Origin of the sequence: Nonomuraea ferruginea (genome assembly GCF_039540635.1) — a bacterium.
Taxonomy (GTDB): domain Bacteria; phylum Actinomycetota; class Actinomycetes; order Streptosporangiales; family Streptosporangiaceae; genus Nonomuraea; species Nonomuraea ferruginea.
Genome location: NZ_BAABFD010000019.1, coordinates 169098 through 187152 on the forward strand (window position 1 = coordinate 169098; position 18055 = coordinate 187152).

At 70.3% G+C, this 18055-nt stretch carries 18 protein-coding genes; 10 read left to right on the top strand and 8 right to left on the bottom strand.

Going from position 1 to position 18055, the window contains the following annotated elements; all coding sequences use genetic code 11:
* Positions 1–20: 20 nt before the first annotated feature.
* The 7 genes from coaA to ABD999_RS32335 all read left to right on the top strand — a co-directional run bounded on the left by coaA (position 21) and on the right by ABD999_RS32335 (position 6299).
* A complete protein-coding gene (coaA, locus tag ABD999_RS32305) occupies positions 21–938 on the top strand; it encodes a type I pantothenate kinase (protein ID WP_148036812.1) in 918 nt (305 codons plus the stop codon).
* A 108-nt stretch (positions 939–1046) separates the two neighbouring features.
* Positions 1047–1955: an ABC transporter ATP-binding protein gene (locus ABD999_RS32310; protein WP_148036811.1), complete on the top strand. Its 909-nt coding sequence runs from the start codon at positions 1047–1049 to the stop codon at positions 1953–1955.
* Positions 1948–2805, top strand: a complete 858-nt coding sequence (locus ABD999_RS32315; RefSeq protein WP_271274685.1) for an ABC transporter permease — start codon at positions 1948–1950, stop codon at positions 2803–2805. The genes ABD999_RS32310 and ABD999_RS32315 overlap by 8 nt, the downstream gene beginning before the upstream one ends.
* A complete protein-coding gene (locus ABD999_RS32320) occupies positions 2802–3716 on the top strand; it encodes an ABC transporter ATP-binding protein (RefSeq protein ID WP_148036809.1) in 915 nt (304 codons plus the stop codon). Before ABD999_RS32315 ends, ABD999_RS32320 begins: the two co-directional genes overlap by 4 nt.
* 1 nt (position 3717) lies before the next feature.
* Positions 3718–4434 carry an ABC transporter permease gene (locus ABD999_RS32325; RefSeq protein WP_148036808.1) on the top strand — a complete coding sequence of 239 codons (717 nt, stop codon included), beginning with the start codon at positions 3718–3720 and terminating at the stop codon, positions 4432–4434.
* Between the two features lie 39 nt (positions 4435–4473).
* Positions 4474–5829, top strand: coding sequence for an AAA family ATPase (locus tag ABD999_RS32330; protein ID WP_271274684.1), 1356 nt, complete (start codon positions 4474–4476; stop codon positions 5827–5829).
* Between the two features lie 2 nt (positions 5830–5831).
* Complete coding sequence (locus ABD999_RS32335; protein ID WP_219545107.1) at positions 5832–6299, top strand: hypothetical protein; 468 nt, start codon at positions 5832–5834, stop codon at positions 6297–6299.
* Positions 6300–6335: 36 nt separating this feature from the next.
* Here ABD999_RS32335 and glmM read toward each other — a convergent pair whose 3' ends face one another.
* From glmM to rplM, 3 genes are all read right to left on the bottom strand, one after another.
* Positions 6336–7688: a phosphoglucosamine mutase gene (gene glmM / locus ABD999_RS32340; RefSeq protein WP_148036806.1), complete on the bottom strand. Its 1353-nt coding sequence runs from the start codon at positions 7686–7688 to the stop codon at positions 6336–6338.
* 1 nt (position 7689) lies between these two features.
* Entirely contained in the window at positions 7690–8211 is a 522-nt protein-coding gene (rpsI, locus tag ABD999_RS32345; RefSeq protein ID WP_148036805.1) for a 30S ribosomal protein S9, read from the bottom strand.
* A 119-nt stretch (positions 8212–8330) separates the two neighbouring features.
* The gene (gene rplM, locus ABD999_RS32350) at positions 8331–8774 is read right to left on the bottom strand and encodes a 50S ribosomal protein L13 (protein WP_148036804.1); all 444 of its coding nucleotides are present in this window, start codon (positions 8772–8774) and stop codon (positions 8331–8333) included.
* 388 nt (positions 8775–9162) lie between these two features.
* Between rplM and ABD999_RS32355 the strand changes: the two genes are divergently transcribed.
* The gene (locus ABD999_RS32355; RefSeq protein WP_148036803.1) at positions 9163–9852 is read left to right on the top strand and encodes a CAP domain-containing protein; all 690 of its coding nucleotides are present in this window, start codon (positions 9163–9165) and stop codon (positions 9850–9852) included.
* Between the two features lie 24 nt (positions 9853–9876).
* Entirely contained in the window at positions 9877–11334 is a 1458-nt protein-coding gene (locus ABD999_RS32360) for a hypothetical protein (RefSeq protein WP_271274683.1), read from the top strand.
* A gap of 467 nt (positions 11335–11801) precedes the next feature.
* Here ABD999_RS32360 and ABD999_RS32365 read toward each other — a convergent pair whose 3' ends face one another.
* Positions 11802–12050 carry a hypothetical protein gene (locus ABD999_RS32365; RefSeq protein WP_148036801.1) on the bottom strand — a complete coding sequence of 83 codons (249 nt, stop codon included), beginning with the start codon at positions 12048–12050 and terminating at the stop codon, positions 11802–11804.
* 1828 nt (positions 12051–13878) lie between these two features.
* On the opposite strand from ABD999_RS32365, the gene ABD999_RS32370 reads away from it, so the two are divergent.
* A complete protein-coding gene (locus ABD999_RS32370) occupies positions 13879–14655 on the top strand; it encodes a hypothetical protein (RefSeq protein WP_271274682.1) in 777 nt (258 codons plus the stop codon).
* Here the strand turns inward: ABD999_RS32370 and truA are convergent, their stop codons facing one another.
* The 4 genes from truA to rpsD form a co-directional block, all read right to left on the bottom strand.
* Positions 14656–15519: a tRNA pseudouridine(38-40) synthase TruA gene (truA, locus tag ABD999_RS32375; protein WP_271274681.1), complete on the bottom strand. Its 864-nt coding sequence runs from the start codon at positions 15517–15519 to the stop codon at positions 14656–14658.
* A gap of 67 nt (positions 15520–15586) precedes the next feature.
* Positions 15587–16111, bottom strand: a complete 525-nt coding sequence (gene rplQ / locus ABD999_RS32380) for a 50S ribosomal protein L17 (protein WP_148036799.1) — start codon at positions 16109–16111, stop codon at positions 15587–15589.
* 181 nt (positions 16112–16292) lie between these two features.
* Positions 16293–17309, bottom strand: coding sequence for a DNA-directed RNA polymerase subunit alpha (locus ABD999_RS32385; RefSeq protein ID WP_055506403.1), 1017 nt, complete (start codon positions 17307–17309; stop codon positions 16293–16295).
* Positions 17310–17414: 105 nt separating this feature from the next.
* Positions 17415–18041: a 30S ribosomal protein S4 gene (gene rpsD / locus ABD999_RS32390; RefSeq protein ID WP_148036798.1), complete on the bottom strand. Its 627-nt coding sequence runs from the start codon at positions 18039–18041 to the stop codon at positions 17415–17417.
* Positions 18042–18055: the final 14 nt, after the last annotated feature.

Genomic DNA, 18055 nt, shown 5'->3' on the forward strand with positions numbered 1-18055 from the left:
CGCGTCGTTACGCTGCCAAGGTGAACAACGGTTACGTTGAACTGAGCAGGGAGCAGTGGAGCGACCTCCGCAAGAACACGCCCTTGACTCTCACCGCGGACGAGCTGGAAGAGCTGCGCGGCGTTGACGACCCCATCGACCTCACCGAAGTGACCGACATCTATCTGCCGCTGACCCGGCTGCTCAACCTCCATTTCACCGGATCCAAGCAGCGCAGCAGCGTGCTGAGTGCCTTCCTCGGGCATCACGAGCGGCGCGTGCCGTACGTCCTGGGCATCGCGGGCAGCGTCGCGGTCGGCAAGTCGACGACGGCGCGGCTGCTCCACACGCTGCTGGCGAGGTGGCCGGAGCATCCGCACGTGGAGTTGGTGACGACGGACAGCTTCCTCTATCCGAACGCGGTGCTGGAGTCCAAGGGCATCATGCATCGCAAGGGCTTCCCCGAGAGTTACGACCGGCGGGCGCTGGTGCGGTTCGTGGCGGAGGTGAAGGCGGGGGCGGCGGAGGTGCACGCGCCGGTCTACAGCCATCTGGAGTACGACATCGTCCCCGGCGCCTCCCAGGTCGTGAAAAATCCAGACATCCTCATCATGGAAGGGCTCAACGTCCTCCAGCCCGCCCCGCCCACCTCCCTCGCCGTCAACGACTACTTCGACTTCTCCATCTACGTCGACGCCAAGGTGGAACACGTCCGCACGTGGTACGTCGACCGCTTCCACAAGCTCCGCCGCACCGCCTTCGAAGACCCCAAGTCCTACTTCAAGTACATCGCGGACATGCCGTACGACGAGGCGACGAAGTTCGCCGTCAACGTCTGGCGCGACATCAACGAACGCAACCTGATCGACAACATCGCCCCCACCCGCGGCCGCGCCGACCTGGTCATGCACAAGGGCCGCGACCACTCCGTCCGGCGGGTGGTGCTGCGCAGGACCTGATCCCTGAGGAGGACCCTGGCCGGGGCCCCGATGCCGGACTCAGGGATGACACCCATTCATCCCTTGGGACGACGATTCGCGGCATCCCCGGCCGGTAGGGTCCGGGGCATGCACATCCTCGCCATCGAGGGGCTGACCAAACGCTTCCCCACCGTCACGGCGCTCGACCGGCTCACGGTCACCGTCGGTCCCGGCGTCACCGGCCTCGTCGGGGCGAACGGCGCGGGCAAATCGACGCTCATCAAGATCCTGCTCGGCCTGCTGCCGGTGTCCGAGGGCCGGGCCGCCGTGCTCGGCCTCGACGCCTTCACCCAGAGCGCCGAGATCCGCAGGCTGGTCGGCTACATGCCGGAGCACGAGTGCCTGCCGCCCGACGTGTCCGCGACCGAGCTGGTCGTCCACCTCGCGCGGATGTCGGGGCTGCCGCGCACCGCCGCCCGCGAGCGCGCCGCCGACGTGCTGCGCCACGTCGGCCTCGCCGAAGAGCGCTACCGCCCGATCGGCGGCTACTCCACCGGCATGAAGCAGCGGGTCAAGCTCGCCCAGGCGATCGTCCACGACCCCAAGCTGATCTTCCTCGACGAGCCGACCAACGGGCTCGACCCCCGGGGCCGCGACGAGATGCTGACCCTGATCCGGCGCATCGGCACCGAGTTCGGCATCAGCGTGCTCGTCACCTCCCACCTGCTCGGCGAGCTGGAGCGGGTCTGCGACCACGTCATCGTGATCGACGCCGGCCGGCTGCTGCGTTCGTCCGCCATCACCGAGTTCACCCAGGCCACCGAGACCATCACGGTCGAGGTCGAGGAGGGCGCCGACGCGCTGGCCGGGCGGCTGGCCGAGCTGGGCCAGACCGTCACCCCGCACGGCCGCATGCTCCTCGTCAAGGTGCGCGGCCCCGAGACCTACGACGCCGTCCGCGACGCCACCGCCGACCTCGACCTGTGCCTCATCCGCCTGGAGCAGGGCCGCAACCGCATCGAGGACGTCTTCAGGGGGGAGGCCGCCCATGTCTGAGATCTACGACATCGGCTACCGCCACTACGACGGCCCCCGGCTGGGCCGCCGCCACACCGTGCTGGCGCTGGGCGTCCACAGCCTGCGCGGCGTCTTCGGCCTCGGCAGGCCCGCCCGATCCAAGATCATGCCGTTCTCGCTGGCCGCCATCATGATGTTCCCCGTCGTGGTGTCGATCGCGACGATGGCGATGATCCAGCAGCGGGTCGGCGACTACAGCGGCTACGCCGTGGTCATGCAGGCCGTGGTGGCCATCTTCCTGGCCTCCCAGGCGCCCACCGTGGTCGCCCCCGACCTGCGCCACCGCGTCCTGCCGCTCTACCTCTCCCGCCCGGTCACCATCACCGAGTACGTCGGAGCCAAGGTCGCGGCCATGACCGTGGCGCTGTTCCTGCTGGTGGCCGTCCCGCTGACGGTGATGTTCGTCGGCGACCTGCTCGTCGACATGCCCGGCCCGCCGCCCACCGGCGAATACCTCGGCGCGGTGACCATGGCCGCGGTGCTGGCCGTGCTGCTGTCCACCGTGGGGCTGGCGCTGGCCGCGCTGACGCCCCGGCGCGGGCTCGGCGTCGCCTCGGTGATCACCGTCTACCTGCTGACCACCGGCGCGGCGCCGATGATCTACGCCGCGCTCTACGAGTCCGGTTACCGGTCGGAAGGCGCCTGGGGCTGGCTGATCAACCCGTTCTGGCTGGTCGACGCCGCGCAGGTGTGGCTGTTCGGCAGCACGGCCCACGTCCCCGACGGCGCCTACCCCGGGGGCCCGGCGCCGATCCTGATCGTGCTGGCCCTCATCGCCGCCGCCGTGGCGGTCCTGTCTGCGCGCTACCGGAAGGCGGCCTCGCAGTGAAGATCGAGCTCTCCCAGGTCTCCCGCTGGTACGGCAACGTCGTCGCGGTCAACGACGTCACCATGACGATCGGGCCCGGCGTCACCGGCCTGCTCGGGCCCAACGGAGCCGGCAAGTCGACGCTCCTCCACATGATGGCCGGGTTCCTGTCCCCCTCCGGCGGCACCGTCACCCTCGACGGCGCCGCCGTCTGGAAGAACCACCACGTCTACCGCGACATCGGCCTGGTGCCCGAGCGCGAGGGCGTCTACGGCTTCCTGACCGGCTGGCAGTTCGTGCTGTCGGCGGCCAGACTCCACGGCCTGCCCAACCCGGAGGAGGCCGCCCGCAAGGCCCTGGCCACGGTCGAGATGGAGGAGCCGAAGGACCGCCGGGTCGAGACCTACTCCAAGGGCATGCGCCAGCGGGTCAAGGTCGCCGCCGCGCTCGTCCACGACCCCGGCGTGCTGCTGCTCGACGAGCCCTTCAACGGCATGGACCCACGCCAGCGGCTCCACCTGATGGACCTCATCCGGTCGATGGGCACCGCAGGCAAGACCATCCTGTTCAGCTCCCACATCCTGGAGGAGGTCGAGCGGGTCGCCCAGCACATCGAGGTGCTGGTCTCGGGCCGCCACGCCGCCTCGGGCAACTTCCGCGACATCCGCCGGCTCATGACCGACCGGCCCCACCTGTTCAGGATCCGCTCCAGCGACGACCGCAAGCTCGCCGCCGCCCTCATCCGCGACGACTCCGCCGGGGGCGTCACGCTCAGCCTCGACGGCCTGGAGGTGCAGGCCACCGAGTTCCGCCGGTTCGCCAGGCTGCTCCCCCGCGTGGCCCGCGACCAGGGCGTGCGCCTGCACGAGGTGTCACCCGCCGACGAGGACCTGGAGAGCGTCTTCTCCTACCTGATCAACAGGAGCAGCTGACATGAACACCGTCGTGGCAGGCATCACCTACCGGGCGCTGCTGGGCAGGCGCAGGGTCGTCCTGCTGCTCCTGCTGCCCCTGGCGCTGATCGCCCTGGCCCTCATGTTCAGCTTCTTCGGCGGCGGCGACCAGCGCACGGCCGTGCTGCTGATGCAGAACTTCGCCATCGGCACCCTCCTGCCGTTGCTCGGCCTCATCGCCGGCACAGGAGTGATCGCCCCCGAGATCGACGACGGCACCATCATCCACCTGATGTCCAAGCCGATCTCCCGGCCGCTCGTCGCGTGGACCAAGTTCGCGGTGGCGGCCTCACTGGTGGCCGTGTTCGCGGCCGTGCCCACCTACCTTGCGGCCTGGATCCTCGTGGGCAACGAAGACGGCATCGCCGCCGGCTTCGCCCTCGGCACCCTCGTCGCGGGCATCGCCTACGCGGCCGTCTTCCTGCTGCTCGGCGTCGTCACCCGCCACGCGGTCACGATCGGCATCATCTACGCCCTCGTCTGGGAGTCGCTGGTCGGCAGCCTGGTGCCGGGGGCCAAGCGCTTCTCCATCCAGCAGTGGGGCCAGACGGTCGCCGACCAGGTCGTCACCTCGCCGTTCTTCGAGGCGGAGGTCACCCTGGCCTTCGCCGTCCCCGCCCTGGTCGTCGTCACCGTCGCCGCCGTCTTCTGGGCCGGCCGCCGCCTGCGGGTCTTCTCCCTGACGGGCGACGAATAGCGACCAGGCGATTGATCGACCCGCGTGTAACGTTGTGCCATGCCCGCACGCCTGGCCCAGCTGAGTCTGACGAGCTTCAAGACCTTTCGCGACGCTCGCCTCCCGCTGGGTGACATGACGTTGCTCATCGGCCGGAACAGCAGCGGAAAATCCAACGCTCTCGACGGGCTGGAGGTGCTCTCGCGGCTCGCAGAGGGTGGCGACATCGTCGACTCCCTCGACAGCAGGCGGGGGGACGAAGGCCCGTTGCGGGGGGGCATCACGGGCTGCCCTCCCCATGGAGAGGACACGTTCCGGCTGGGTTGTCAGGTGATCAACTTTGATCGCGTCGAACACGGCGCGTACGTCGGGATCATTTTCGATGTCGAGATCCGCGTGCGCCCCGAGCCCGAGATCATCAGCGAATCGCTTCGAGGATTCTCCGGCAAGCTCCGGCGGACCAACGATCTGGCCGGGCGTGCGTTCCATACGCTGCTGCATGGCGTGAGCTCTTCCGAAGGAAGCGGAAGCATCGAAGCGCGCTACTACAACGGGCGGCCGGGCCGCGACCCGAAGGCCACCTTCCGCTCGTCCCGGCTGCTGACCGCGCAACTGCCTCTCAGACTGGACCTGACGACTGATGCGGAGCGTCATGTGGCCGCAGCGGCGCAGGATGTCCTGGACACTCTGCGCGGCGTCTTCCATCTGGACCCGGTCCCGCATCTGATGCGCCAGTACGTTCCCAGCCGGGACATCCGCCTGCGCAGGACCGCGGAGAACATCTCCGCGGTCGTCGGGCACCTCAAGCACGTCGACCCCGCGGCCTACGAGCGGCTGCTGCGGCACGCCCAAGCTCTCGTCGACCACGAGATATCCGGCATCGAGCTCATCCGCTCCGAGCTCGATGACCTGATGCTCGCGCTGCGAGAAGACGGTGCCACGACGCCGGCCCGCGAGATGAGCGACGGTCTGCTGCGGTTCATCGCCATCGCCACGACGCTGCTCCGCCAGGGCAGAGACCTCGACCTCAACCGGCGTGAGCCCACGGACGGAGCGGCGATCCCCTTGCTGGTCATCGAGGAACTGGAGAACGGCCTGCATCCGTCGCAGGCCTCGCAGCTCCTCAAGCTGGTGAAGAGCGCTACTGAGGAACGCACCGCCCAAACGGTGTTCACCACACACAGCCCCGCGCTGCTGTCGGCCCTTTCGCGAGAGGATCATCGGAACGTGGTGGTCAGCACCCGGGATCGCGAGACAGGTCTTTCCCGGCTCACCAAGCTGCCGGATCTTGCTGGTTACCCGAGCCTGATGGCACAAGGCGACCTCGGAGCCGTCATCACCTCGGGGCTGCTGGAGCAGAGTCCTCCTGAGAACGACGACCACACCGAGTTCGACCGCCTGATGGGGCTTGGGTGACCATGAGCCGCCGGGTCGAGTTCGTCGACACCTCAGTCCTCTGCAACCTTCTCGACATCCCCGGGAAGAACCAGGACCGCGAGATGGTCTCCGGCCAGCTTGCGGACAAACGCAGCCGCTGCAGGCTGATCCTCCCCGTGACAGCGGTGATCGAGACCGGTAATCACATCGCCCAACTGGCCGACGGCCGACTGCGCCGCCAGTATGCCGACAAGCTCTCCCAGCTCCTGCGGCTGGTCATCGAGGGCAAGGCGCCGTGGGTGCTTCACTCCGTGGAGTGGGGGCCGGAGTTCCTGCGAGCGCTCATCGACGGGGCAGGAACCGGAGTCCCGCTGACCGATCACGTCATGAGCAAGCTCGGGTTGGGTGATCTATGCATCCTCGCCGAGCGCGAGCTTTATCAGAGACGGGTGAGCGGGGTCGAGGCAGGCATCTGGACTCTCGACGACCAGCTCAGGTCTCACGCCTGACCTCCGGGCACGGCGATCCCGTACCCGGAGGCGCGTTCAGGCGCAGACGGTGCGGACCACGTCGGCGAGGCGCTCCGCGACCTTGGAGGCTTCCTCCTCCGAGGAGGCCTCCACCATGACGCGGATCATCGGCTCGGTCCCGCTGGGCCGGATCAGCACCCGGCCCGTCTCGCCCAGCTCGACCTCGGCCTCGGTCACGGCCGACTTGAGCTCCGGCGCGGCGGCCTTGCCCCGGTCGACGCCCTTGACGTTGATCAGGATCTGCGGCAGCGCGGTCATCACCGACGCCAGCTCGCGCAGCGACCGGCCGGACCTGGCCACCACCGACAGCAGGTGGAGCGAGGTGAGCAGGCCGTCGCCCGTGGTGGCGTGGTCGAGCATGATGACGTGGCCCGACTGCTCGCCGCCCAGGTTGTAGCCTTCGGCCTTCATCCGCTCCAGCACGTAACGGTCGCCCACCGCGGTCTCGATCACGGTGATGCCCGCCTCGCGCATGGCCAGCTTGAAGCCCAGGTTGGACATGACGGTCGCGACCACGGTGTCCTTGGCCAGCGAGCCCTGCTCGTGCATGTCCACGGCCAGGATGGCCATGATCTGGTCGCCGTCGACGACCGCGCCGGTGTGGTCGACCGCCAGGCAGCGGTCGGCGTCGCCGTCGTAGGCGATGCCGACGTCGGCGCCGCGCGAGACCACGACCTGCGTCAGCTTGTCGAGATGGGTGGAGCCGTAGCCGTCGTTGATGTTGAGGCCGTCGGGCCGGGCGCCGATGGCCTCCACCCGCGCGCCGGCGCGCAGCAGCGCCTCGGGCGCCACCATGTGGGCCGCGCCGTGGGCGCAGTCGACCACGACGTGGAGCCCGTCGAGCCGGGCGCTGACGGTGTCGAGCGCGTGGCTGATGTAACGGTCGGCCTCGCCGTACGCGTCGCGCACCCGCCCCACGGACGAGCCGACGGGGAAGCTCCACTCCTCGCCGAGCCGCCGCTCGATCTCGTCCTCGACCGCGTCGGAGAGCTTGAAGCCGCCCCTGGCCAGGAACTTGATCCCGTTGTCGGGCGCCGCGTTGTGCGAGGCCGACAGCATGACGCCGAGGTCGGCGCCGAGCGCGGCCGTGAGATGGGCGACGGCCGGGGTGGGCAGCACGCCGAGGCGCAGCACGTCCACTCCGGACGACGCGAGGCCGGCGACCACGGCGGCCTCGAGGAACTCCCCCGAGGCTCGCGGGTCCCGGCCTACGACCGCCACCGGCCTCCTGCGGCTGGAGCCGGTGGCGAACACGCCTGCATCGCCGAGGACATGAGCCGCCGCGACCGAAAGGTCCATGGCGAGCTCGGCCGTGAGGTCGCGCCCGGCGACCCCACGCACCCCGTCGGTGCCGAACAGCCGCGCCAAGTCAGCGCTTGCTGTACTGCGGAGCCTTACGGGCCTTCTTGAGGCCGTACTTCTTCCGCTCCGTGGCGCGGGCGTCACGGGTGAGGAAGCCGGCCTTCTTCAGCGGCGGGCGGTTGACTTCCACGTCCAGGAGCGCGAGCGCGCGGGACAGGCCCATGCGCAGCGCGCCGGCCTGGCCGGTCACGCCACCGCCGTCGATGCGCGCGATGACGTCGAACGCCTCTTCGGCGCCGAGCACCACGAAGGGCTCGTTGACGATCTGCTGGTGGACCTTGTTGGGGAAGTAGGTGTCCAGCGAACGACCGTTGATCGTCCACTTGCCGGTGCCGGGGACGATGCGCACGCGGGCGATCGCCTCCTTGCGGCGGCCGGTGCCGTACGAGTTGCCCGTGGTGACGGGCTTGCGCACGGGAGCGTCGGCGCTGGCGGCGGATTCGGTGGTGTACTCGGACGGGAACTCCTCGGTGGAGAAGTCCTCCTGCTCGGCCTCGACAGCCGTCTCGACACCGGTGGGCTCAGCCACGGTTCTCCTCTGAATCTTTCGCTTGCCCCATCGGGGGCAAGGCGTGGGGTTTCCCCACGAAAATCAAACTCGGTTCACTGCCCCTTGAGGGGCATGCGGAGGGACATCCCCCCGCAGGTCTACTGGGCGATCTGGGTGATCTCGAACGGCACCGGCTGCTGGGCCTGGTGCGGGTGCTCGGGACCCGCGTAGACCTTCAGCTTCTTGATCATCTTCCGGCCCAGGGAGTTCTTCGGCAGCATGCCCTTGACGGCCTTCTCGACGGCCTTGTCGGGCCGCTTCTCCATGAGCTCGCCGTAGCTGACGGAACGCAGACCGCCCGGGTAACCCGAGTGGCGGTAGGCCTTCTTCTGCTCAAGCTTGTTGCCACTCAGCGCGATCTTGTCGGCGTTGATGACGATGACGAAGTCACCGGTGTCGACGTGGTTCGCGAAGATCGGCTTGTGCTTGCCGCGGAGCAGGATCGCGACGTGGCTGGCCAGCCTGCCCAGGACGACATCGGTCGCGTCGATGACGTACCACTGACGCTGGACGTCGGCGGGCTTCGGTGAGTACGTGCGCACGGTCGTAGCCTTCTTTATGCTCGCGTCTTCGGCGCGCCGCCGGACACGGCAGCGCTATGGGGTCGGTCGGTGCGGGCACACGACGGCCCGGACCTTCCGTCTCCCGGCCCCGAGAGGGCTGTGATAGGAGATGACGCCGGACGCGCCGCGCATCGGTCTCGCGGACCTATGCACACAACGAACGAGAGGTTACCCGCCCCCGAGAGGGCAGTCAAAAGACCGATAACCTGTCGCGATTCTACCTGACCACAGAACGAATAGATTTCGGTTCCCGGCATTCCCTTCTTTACCAGGACCCGACATCTCTATCGTTGGTGGCGGTATGTGGCAGAGTTCTCACACCCGGCACACCCAGCGGCCCATCCGGCGCCGAAACCACCTGGGTGCCGTGGGCCTGCTCGCGACGGCCCTGCTCACGGGAGTGCTGCTCGGCCGGGTGTCCGGCGACTCGATGCCCGACGACCACATCTTCCTGAACGAGACCACGCCGCCCACGACGGCCCAGGCCGCCCCCAAGACCACGCCGCAGAAGGCCCAGCCGCACGCCGAGCGGATCCCCCGGCAGGTTGTCACCACGACGCCGCGCGGCAAGACGGACGTCCGGCCCACCAAGAGCCCCACCGGCGAGATAGCCGGCTTCACCGACCAGGACCCGGTCTCGGTGCTCGGCGACGACGACGGCCAGTCGATCAGGAGCATGCCGGGCATGGCCGCCGACGTCGTCCGGCTCACCAACGCCGCCAGGGCGAGGAACGGCTGCCGCCCGCTCAGGACCGACGCCAGGCTCACCCGGGCGGCCCGCACCCACTCCATGGAAATGGCCCGCTCCGGGCAGTTCACCCACGAATCACCCGACGGCGCCTCACCCTGGGACCGGATGGAACGGGTCGGGTACGTCAACGGCACCGCCGAGAACATCGGCCGCGGCTACGCCTCCGCCAAGGAGGCCGTCCAGGGCTGGCTCGCCAGCCGCGACCACCGGCGCAACATGCTCAACTGCGACTTCAACGCCATCGGCGTCGGCGTCGTGTCCGGCCCCGGCGGGCCGTGGTGGACGCAGGATTTCGGACGTTCGTGACCACCTTCACGGTAATGTCTCCGCATGGGTTTTCCCGAGGAACCGCAAACCGGCACGGACGGCACCCCGCGTCGTTCTCGTAGAGACCGCCAGCCCCAGACCGACTCCGGCTTCTTCACACCCGCCCAGCCGAGTGCCGACGGGCAACCGCCATCGGGGCCGTTCTCCCAGGCCGGCGACGCATTCACCCCTCGCCAGCAGGGCGCGCCAGGCCGGCCGGGCTCGTCCGACCCGTTCGCCTCCGGCCCGGCCACGGGCCCATTGGGCGCGGCGGGCTCCTTCTCCGGCCCGCCCACCGGGCCGCTGGGCGCGGCAGGCTCCTTCTCCGGGCCGCCGACCGGCCCGCTGGGCGCGCCCGACCCGCGCGCCACCGGCCCGCAGGGGCCCGGCGCCTTCCCTCAGGGCCCGCGCACCGGCCCGCAAGCGGCGGCGGACCCCTTCTCCACCGACCCGCAGAACCCGTCCGACCCCTTCGCCGCCGGCGGCCCAGGAGCGCCCGGCGGCCCAGGAGCGTCCGACGCGTTCACGCCGAGCAACAGGAAGCCCCCGCCCGGCGCCCCGCAGCCCGCCGCGAACGCGCAGCCGCCGTCCGGCCCTCCCGGTGACACGCCCGGCGACGACCCGGCCGCAAAGGAGACCGGCCGCGGCAGGCGTGGCAGGGCCAAGTCCGGCAAGCCCGATAAGACGGACAAGGCAGAGCAGGCGGATAAGCCCGACAAATCCGCCGAGAAGACCGCCACCCCCCGGCAGACCTGGAGCCCCTACGACGAGGGCCCCCGCTCCCGCGGCCCGCTCTGGGCCTCGCTCGCCGGCGTCGGCGTGCTGGCCCTGCTCGGCGGCGGCCTGGCGGTGATGTTCAACGCCGACGACCCCGCCGCCGTGTCCAGCTCGGAGCGCCGCACCTCCGCCCCGCTCCCGTCGGCGCCCCCGGGCGAGTTCGGCTACGCGGGCAGCCGCAGCACGGACCCGGAGCCGCTCACCGTGAAGGAGCTCTTCAAGTCCAAGAAGATCACCGCCTCGGGCCGCGCCTACGAGATGACGATCACCAGCAAGGACAAGAAGTGCGACGACGGCGTGCTCGGCGACAAGCTCAAGAAGGCCCTCAAGGCCGGCAAGTGCACACAGATGATGCGAGCCAGCTTCCGTGACAAGAAGGGCGAGACCATCGGCACGGTCGGCGTCGCCAACCTCAGCACGACCAAGAACGCCGCCAGGGTCGCCAAGGCCGGCGACAAGTCCAACTACGTCAAACCCCTCGCGGGCAAGGACGAGGTGACCAAGTTCCTCGGCTCGGGCAGCGGCGGCGCCAAGGTGTGGACGCACGGCCACTACGCCGTCCTGGTCTGGTTCCAGAACAAGGACGGGTCCGATCCCGACAAGACGGCATCCAAGCGACTCTTCCAGGCGGCCGAGGACATCACCAAGGCGACGGTCTTCAAGGCCCTCGACGTTCGTGCGCTGACGGGCGCTCGCGCGGCCTGAATTCTCACTTCGTACGCGAAAATCCCGCAAAAGTGACGATCGATCAGCGCGGGAACACTCATACCGGGGGAACGATCTAGAGACACTCGCTACGCTCGCCTTATGCGTGGCCAGGGACCCGGGTCAGAGCACGAGCGCAGGGAAGCGGGCAGCGCACCTCCGACGCCCCCGCCGAGCTTCGGTCGCCAGCCCCCCAAAGAGCAAGGGGGCCCACCGGCATACCCGGACGACCCCTCGGGACAAGCCTGGCTCACGGTCGAAGGCGAGCCACCCCGCGACGACGCCTGGCAACCCGCAGGCGCCGCCCCCGCCGAGGACTGGCTCTCCGTCCAGGAGTCCGGGCCCGATCCCGCCGCGTCGCGCCCCGCGCGTCCTTCGGACGTACGAGAGCCCGCGAGCGGCGAGCAGCCTGTCCCGGTCTACCCCGGCGCGCAGCCCTGGGAGGTGCAGGACGCGGACGGCGCGGCCTACGACTGGTACGCCGAGGACGACGAGCCGGCGGGCGTGCCCTTCACCCCGCCGGGCGTCCCCTGGCCCCAACCGCCGAAGAGCTCGTGGGGTGAGCCCGCCGTCCCCGGCGCCCCCCGCTGGGAGCCTCCCCCGGCGTTCACCGCCGCGGCGGCCGGCATGCAGGTGTGGCCGGCCCCGGTCACCGGCTCCCCCGCCATGCCGCCGTGGCCCGCCGCCACCGGCGAGCTGGAGCCCGACGACGACACCCACGCTCCCCAGCGCAGCGAGCACGGCGACCCCCCGCGACCCGAGGGACCGTCCGAGCCCTCGCTGCCATCAGAGTCCTGGCCCGCCGAGCCCGCATCAGCGACCCCGCCGTCGTCCGAGCCCACATGGCAAGACTGGCCCGCCCAGCCCCCGTCGGAAGGCCTCAGAGCCTTCCCGGCCACACCACCCCCCACGCACTCCGACCCCATGTGGCGACACTGGCCCGCCCAACCCTCCGCGGAAGACCGGACCACGCCTCCACCGGCCGGATCCGAGTCGCCGGACCTCGCCGATGGCTGGGGTCCCGAGCCCGTGGCATCAGGTCCGTCGCACTACTTCGACCCGAACACCATGGCTCCGCGCCCCGTCCCGCTCAGCGCGCCGACGCCCGCCGACCACGATGCGCCTCCGCCTCCCGCACGCGAAGGCCAGCCTCCGTACGGGTCCTCCACGGACGATCCGAGACCTCCGTACGGCGTGGAGCCGACCCGCCCCACGTACGGCGAACAGCCGGACGACGTCGAGGGCCCCACCCGCCCGGGCCAGGTGCCCCCGTTCGCCAGGAAGGGCGGGCCGGGACTCGGCGCCGGCATGCCTGTGCCGTCACCCGGCCCGAAGGGTCCGCCGGCACCCCTGTTCGACCCCAAACTCTCCCCCGCCGCCCAGCAAGGCACCACCAACCCCGCCCCAGAGACGGCAGGCCCTCCGATCACCGGCAACCCTCACCCCCCGGGACCCCCCAGCCAGAGCGGGCCCCCGGGAATCCCCAGCCAGAACCCGAGCGGCACCCACCCCACGAGCCCTGCCAGCGGCGATCCGCACACCACCGGAGCCTCCCGTGCCGTGAGCACTCCGCACGGCACCAACACTCCGCACACCGCAGGTGGCCCTCGGGCCGAAGGCACTCCTCACCTCGCGGACAACCAGCACACCGCCGGAGGCCTCCGGGCCGAGAGCGCCTCTCACGGCATCAACACTCCGCACACCGCAGGTGACCATCGGGCCGAGGGCGCCCCTGCCGGCGCGGCCGGGGCTCATGGCACGGGCGGCCCGCCCGGCGCTCCCAGGGAGCAGGCCGGCCGCCGGGCCGAACCGAGTGATGTGCCCGTGTGGCCGCCCGCTCCGCAGCGCGAGGAGCCGGAGCGCGACCAGCTCGACCTGCCGTTCGCCCCGGAGGTCTGGGGCCGTCGGCCCGCGTCCTCCCCGGAGCGTGAGGAACGCCCAGTGACCGCGTCCTCTGAGGTGCACGAGGAACGCCCGGTTACCCCGTCGTCCGGAGGGCGCGAAGAGCGCCCGGTGACCGCGGAGCCGGTCAAGGACGGGCTCCTCCAGGGCGAGGAACCACCGGCCTCTCCAGGCAGTGACCCCGAGGCACAAGCCGGAGCCGGCCCTCAGAACACACCCGAAGGTGTCACACCACCTGACGCCGGGCCACACCCTCCGGGCAGCGTGATCCAGGGAGTGCCGGTCCCACCTCCGGGAGGTTTCGGCAACCCCCAGCCGACCCAAGGCAACGCGCCGTACACGACCGGCTCCGCCCAAGGCCCGGCACGCGGCGGACCGCACGACACCCAGGGCCCGCCCCAGAGCGGCCTCGTCCCACCCCAGAGCCCACCACGCGGCGGTCCCGTCACACCCCTGACCAGGCGCTCCCCCAACCCGGCAGATCCCGCCGGACGGGTGCCCCAGCAAGCAGACCCCGCCGGACGGGTGCCCCAGCAGGGAGACCCCGGCAGACGGATGCCCGGCCACGGAGACCCCGCCGCACTGGTCCCCAGCCAAGCGGACCCCCCGGGACGACTGCCCCGCCCAGGGGAGCTGGCCCCGGTGGACGCCGGTGGCCCGTTCAGGCAGCCGCCGTTCGCGGCCATCCAGGTCCAGGAGCCGCCGAAGAGCAAGCGGGCGCTGTTCGCCACGCTCGGCGTGCTGGTGCTCGCGGGGGTTGCCACGGGCGGGTTCTTCGCCGTACGGTCCGCCAACACGGCGGCGCCGGCGAACACGGCCGCGAGCGCCCCCACGGCGAGCCCCACCTCCGCCCCGTCCGTCACCCCTTCCGCCGAGCCGTCCGGGACCTCCATGCTCAACTCGGAGATCACCGACCCGAAGACGCTGTCGCTCAAGGAGGCGTTCCCGGACAAGAAGGTGGACGCCGCGGGCGCCGCCTTCACCAGGGTCAAGTCGACCGTGGCCGACGACTGCGAGGACGCCGCGTCGGGTCCGTTCGCCGAGGCGCTCAAGGAGCAGCAGTGCAGTCGCGTGCTGCGCGCCACGTACGTCGACCGCAAGCGCCGGTACGCGGTGACCACCGGCATCGCCGTCCTGCCCAGCAAGGACGCCGCCCTGGAGGTCGACCAGGCCAAGAACCTGAGCCGCAACCTGTGGTTCCGCGGCCTCGCCGGCCCTGAGGGGTCCGGTGGCGACCGGGTGCACATCGCCGGCGGCTACGCGGCCGGGCTGGTGTGGGGCCGCTACATCGTCTTCAGCTACGCCACCCACGCCGACGGCCACACCCCGGGTGACAAGGAGAAGACCCTGGTCAAGGTGAGCAGCGAGTTCCGCGACGAGACCGCCAAGGTGCTGGAGCGCCGCATCACCGACAACTGATCAGACTTCCAGGGTGCGCACCCGTCTGGTGGCGCTGGCCCGGTCCGCCAGCTCCGCGTCGGCCGGGTAGCGCACCTCCTCCAGGCAGAGCCCGTGCGCGGGCGCCACGTGCACCCCTGTGTCGCGTACGCCCGCCGCGAGCACCTGCCCGGGCCACTCGACCGGCCGCCGGCCGTCGCCCGCGGCAAGGAGCGAGCCGACGAGGGCCCGTACCATCGAGTGGCAGAACGCGTCGGCCACCACGGTCGCGACCAGCACCCCGCCGGGCTCGCGCGCCCAGTCCAGCCGCTGCAGTTCCCTGATCGTGGTGGCGCCCTCGCGCTTCTTGCAGAACGCCGCGAAGTCGTGCTCGCCGAGCAGCCGGGCGGCGGCGGCGTTCAGCGCGTCCAGGTCGAGCGGCCGGTTGTGCCACAGCACCTCGTGCCGCCGCAGCGGGTCGCAGCCGCCCGCGGCGTCGCTCACCCGGTACGCGTACCGCCGGGACAGAGCGGAGAATCGGGCGTCGAAGCCCTCAGGAGCCACCGAGACACGAAAAACACGGACATCTGGAGGGAGAACCCCGCCAAGCCTCCGCACGAGCACAGAGAGCCTCTCGTCCGTCCCCAGCGCGTGCGGCCGGTTCCCGTCAAGCCGCACCAGCACCTCGCCGGGCACGTCGACGTGCGCCACCTGCCCGCGCGCGTGCACGCCCGCGTCGGTGCGCCCCGCGACGGTCAGCACCGGCTCCGCGATCCGGAGGATCCGGCCGAGCGCCTGCTCGATCTCTCCCTGTACGGTGCGCAGCGCGGGCTGACGGGCCCACCCGGAGAAGCCGCTCCCGTCGTACCCGAGATCCAGCCGCAGACGTACCACGATCACCTCCATGCAGACACGCGGACGAAAAAGGGCCCGGACCCCGATGAGGAGGTCCGGGCCCGTCAAGCCTGATGTCTCAGGCCTCGTCCTTCTTCGCCTCGGGCGCCTCGGCGGCACCCTCGGCGGCCTCGTCGCCCTTGGCCTCGGCGGAGACCTCGGCGCTCTCCTCGGCCTTCGCCTCGGCAGGCTCCTCCGCGGGAGCGGCCGGAGCAGCCGGGGCGGCGGTGCGCGTGACCGTGTTCAGCGGCTCGCTCACCAGCTCGATGACGGCCATCGGGGCGTTGTCGCCCTTACGCGCGCCGATCTTGGTGATGCGGGTGTAACCGCCGGGACGCTCGGCGAACGTCGTCGCGATCTCCGTGAAGAGGTGGTGGACGACGCCCTTGTCCTTGACGACCGTGAGCACCTGGCGACGGTTGTGGATGTCGCCCTTCTTCGCCTTGGTGATCAGGCGCTCCGCCAGCGGGCGAAGACGCTTGGCCTTGGTGACCGTGGTGCGGATCCGGCCGTGGCGGAACAGATCGGTGGCCAGGTTGGCCAGGATCAGCCGCTCGTGCGCCGGGCTGCCGCCAAGACGTCGGCCCTTGGTGGGCTTGGGCATTGCTCTCTCCTTGTGAGTTAACCGCCCCGGCCGTGCCAGGTACCGGGGTCGGGCGGAAGGCCACCAGCGGCCTGCCGCGATGCGAAGGCCGCGCCGGCGAGATCCGCCGGCGCGCCCTCAACGGAAACCATCCGTGATTCCCGCCAACCGCGAAGGGCCCCTGCGCGGGACCCCGTGCGGGTCAGTACTGCTCGGTCTCGACGTACGCGCTGTCGTCGTCGTCGTAGCCACCGCCGGCCACCGCGCTCGGGTCGAACCCGGGCGGGGAGTCCTTGAGCGCCAGCGACATCTCGTGCAGCTTCTGCTTGACTTCCTCTATCGACTTGGCGCCGAAGTTGCGGATGTCGAGCAGGTCCTGCTCGCTCCGCGCGACCAGCTCGCCCACGGTGTGGATGCCCTCGCGCTTGAGGCAGTTGTACGAGCGGACGGTGAGGTTGAGCTCCTCGATCGGCAGCGCCAGGTCGGCGGCCAGGGCGGCGTCGGTCGGCGACGGGCCGATGTCGATGCCCTCGGCCTCGACGTTGAGCTCGCGGGCCAGGCCGAAGAGCTCGACGAGGGTCTTACCGGCGGAGGCCACCGCGTCGCGGGGCTTCATGGCCGGCTTGGTCTCGACGTCGAGGATGAGGCGGTCGAAGTCGGTGCGCTGCTCGACTCGGGTCGCCTCGACCTTGTAGGTGACCTTGAGAACCGGCGAGTAGATGGAGTCGATCGGGATGCGGCCGATCTCCTGGCCGGGCTGCTTGTTCTGCGCGGCGGAGACGTAGCCGCGGCCGCGCTCGACCGTCAGCTCCATCTCGAGCTTCGCCTTGCTGTTGAGCGTGGCGATGCGCAGCTCGGGGTTGTGCACCTCGACACCGGCGGGCGGCGCGATGTCGGCGGCGGTGACCTCACCCGGGCCCTGCTTGCGCAGGTACATCACGACCGGCTCGTCGTGCTCGGAGGAGACGACGAGCTCCTTGAGGTTGAGGATGATGTCGGTGACGTCTTCCTTGACCCCGGGAACGGTCGAGAACTCGTGCAGCACTCCCTCGATCCGGATGCTCGTCACGGCGGCGCCCGGAATGGACGACAGCAGCGTGCGGCGGAGCGAGTTGCCGATGGTGTAACCGAAGCCCGGCTCCAGCGGCTCGATGACGAACCGGGAACGCGTCTCGTCGATGGACTCTTCGAGAAGAGTCGGGCGCTGAGCGATCAGCATGAGTGGGTCTCCCCTTTTTTCGTGTGGCGCCCGCTATATGACGCCACTCCGATGAACAGCCTAGTTCTCGTACGGGATCCGTACGAGAACCAGGAAGGCGAGTGACTACTTCGAGTAGTACTCGACGATCAGCTGCTCCTGCACCTGGGTGTCGATCTGCTGCCGGACAGGCAGCTGGTGCACTAGGATGCGGAGCTTGTCGGGCACGACGCCCAGCCAGGCCGGGACCGTGCGCTCGCCGGCGGTGGCGCGGGCGACCTCGTACGGCATCAGGTTGCGCTTGGTCTCGCGCACCTCGACGATGTCGTGCTCGCGCACGCGGTAGGACGGGATGTCCACCTTCTTGCCGTTGACCATGACGTGGCCGTGGCGGACCTGCTGGCGGGCGGCGTCGCGCGACTGTGCGAAACCGGCGCGGTAGACGACGTTGTCGAGGCGGCTCTCCAGGATCTGGAGGAGGTTCTCGCCCGACTTGCCGCTCTTGCCGGCGGCTTCCTCGTAGTAGTTGCGGAACTGCTTCTCGAGGACGCCGTAGATGCGGCGGGTCTTCTGCTTCTCGCGAAGCTGAAGCTGGTACTCGGACTCCTTGGGGCGTCCGCGGCCGTGCTCACCCGGCGGGTAAGGACGGATCTCGATGGGGCACTTGGCGGACTCACACTTGCTGCCCTTGAGGAAGAGCTTGGTCTTCTCCCGGCGGCAGAGCTTGCAGTCCGCGCCCGTGTAACGAGCCATTTCTCTGTATCTCC